At 59.7% G+C, this 2459-nt stretch carries 2 protein-coding genes; both read left to right on the top strand.

What is annotated here, in order from left to right; translation table 11 throughout:
• Positions 1-530: nickel insertion protein (gene larC, locus ABX749_RS29525; RefSeq protein ID WP_372899197.1), on the top strand; the 530-nt coding region annotated here is incomplete at its 5' end.
• Between the two features lie 75 nt (positions 531-605).
• A complete protein-coding gene (locus ABX749_RS29520; RefSeq protein WP_372899196.1) occupies positions 606-2375 on the top strand; it encodes an efflux RND transporter periplasmic adaptor subunit in 1770 nt (589 codons plus the stop codon).
• Positions 2376-2459 lie beyond the last annotated feature (84 nt).

Below are 2459 nucleotides of genomic sequence, written 5' to 3'. Positions count from 1 at the left end.
CCATGGATCTGCCCGACCAAGCCAACATGCTCCGCGTCCTGCTCGGTCGGCGCCAAGCCAACGAAGCATCCAGCGGGCACGCCCACACCCATCACGACCAGGTGGTGGTGCTGGAGACAAATCTGGATGACGCGACCGGCGAGCAGATCGCCGATTGTGCCAACCGGTTGATGGACGCCGGGGCGCTCGACGTCACCCAAACGCCCTGCACGATGAAAAAAGGCCGAAGCGGCGTGATTCTGTCGGTGATGACACGCCCGGGCAACATTGCGAATCTGGAAGAGTTGATTTTTCAGCACACCCCCACGATCGGAATCCGCCGCTACCTCGCCGACCGAGACACCTTGCCGCGGCAGTCGATCACGATCGACACCTCGTTGGGACCGATTCAGGCAAAATCAGTCACGCTGCCGAGCGGAAAAACACGCGTCAAAGTCGAAGACGACGATGCACGGCGTTTGGCCGATGAGCATTCATTATCGACGATGGAGGTCCGTCAACTCGCCGAAGCCGCTTTGCCGGGGGGCTGAAATTGGCCTTCAAGCTATACTTCTGCAAAACGACTTTTCTTGTCTTCCTGAATTCAACGGATGGGCCATCTGCCGATGCCACTGACGACAGATTCTGAATACGCCGATGACACAGGGGTGTCCGCCCGAAAGGGGGGCGAGGAGCGCGGCCCTCACGCGGCCGCCCGGGTCGGCGATCAAAGTGGCTACGATGTGGTCAACTCCGCCGCTTCACCGCACGAATTTTCCAGACCCAAACGCTGGGATCTGTTCCTGCTGTACAACGTCGCGATCCCCATCCTGTTGATACTCGCCGGTGTCCTGATCGTTCGCACGTTGGGCGTTGCCGAAGCGAAACCTGTCCCTCCACCGGACACTTCGCCGACCGCCGTGCTTCAATCGCTGCCGGCGACCCGCGTCGAACGTGTCCGCTCGCTCGCCGAAACCGGTCAACAACTCGAACTGGTGATCGATGGGACCGTCGTGCCCTTTCGCGAGGCGCGTGTGGCATCGGAAGTCGCCGGAACGGTGATCGAAAAATCTGCCAATTGCGAAGCCGGTTCGATCGTCACGCAAGGTGAAGTCCTGATGCGAATCGATCCGCAGGACTACGAGCTGGAAGTCGAGCAGTTGAAGAATCAACGGGATCGCGAATACCGAGCGATCAGCGAAAACGATCAAGAGATCGCCAACACGCAGCGCTCGAGCGAAATCGCTCGCCAGGACGTCAAATTGCAACAGAAAGAAGTCGATCGTCAAACCGCCCTGAAAACATTCGCCAGCCCGGCGGAGGTCGACAAAGCCAAAAGCGCGTTGCTGCAAGCCAGTCAACAACTCGTCACTCTGGAAAACCAACTCAACCTGCTGCGTTCGCGGCGTCTGCGATTGGAGGCCGCCGAACAACTCGCTGCGACACAACTGCGTGCGGCCGAAATCAATTTGAAACGCTGCACCATCGTTGCCCCGATCAGCGGCGTGATCGTCAGTGAGCAAGCCGACGTCAATTCCTTTGTCAATCGCGGCACCACGCTGGTGACGATCGAGGACACGGAAAAAGTGGAAGTCGCCGCCAGCATGCGAATGGATCAACTGCACTGGGTGCTGGACCAGAAACGGGGACTGGATCAGAAACAAACCAGCCAAACGGCCGGATACGATTTGCCGGCGACCGAAGCGATCATCGAATACGAGGTCGCGGGACGGCAAGGAACCGTGCATCGCTGGAACGGCACCCTGGTCTCCTACGACGGGATTGGCATCGATCCCAACACCCGCACCGTGCCGGTTCGTTTGCTGGTCGATGACCCGACGCACTACATCGATGAGAAGGGTCGGGAACAGATTGCCGATCGCACCAATGCGTTGTTGCGTGGCATGTTCGTGCGAGTCCGCTTGCAACTGCGTCCCCAATCCGAACTGGTTGTGATTCCCGCCAAAGCCCTCCGCCCCGGCAACCGCGTCTGGAAATTCAAGGCAGACGAGTCGGTGCTGACCGCGCAGATCGCTGCAGCGAAGAAAGCGGCCCAATCGGTTCCGCCGACAGTGGCTGCCAAGTCAACGACTGACGTGGACGCTCCGGCATCCGACGAAGCATCCGATGATCCACAGGAGCAGCCGTTCGACCCCGCCGCCTGGAAAGCGGGATTGGTCCAATACTCGCAAACCGTCTATCCGGTCGACTCCCTGCGGCTACGAGAGGCCCGGGTGCTCGACCCAAACTTGGCGCCGTCGCTGCAATCGCCCGATCGTGTTTGGGTCTGCGAAGCGGATTCGTCGGACTTGGCCGTCGGTGACTATGTGGTCGTTTCGCCGCTCGATTCGATTCCGCCAGAAGGGCTGCCTGCGCGAGCCGAGATTCAAGAATGAAGCGACTGATCACGTGGGCCATCACCAACGCGCCCGGTATGAATGTCTTGATGATGGCGCTGATGATCATCGGGGCGTTCTCGT

The organism is Stieleria sp. (assembly GCF_041595215.1).
GTDB lineage: Bacteria > Planctomycetota > Planctomycetia > Pirellulales > Pirellulaceae > Stieleria > Stieleria magnilauensis.
The sequence above is the reverse complement of the archived record's forward strand: the minus strand, read 5'-3'. Positions and strand labels throughout refer to the sequence as shown.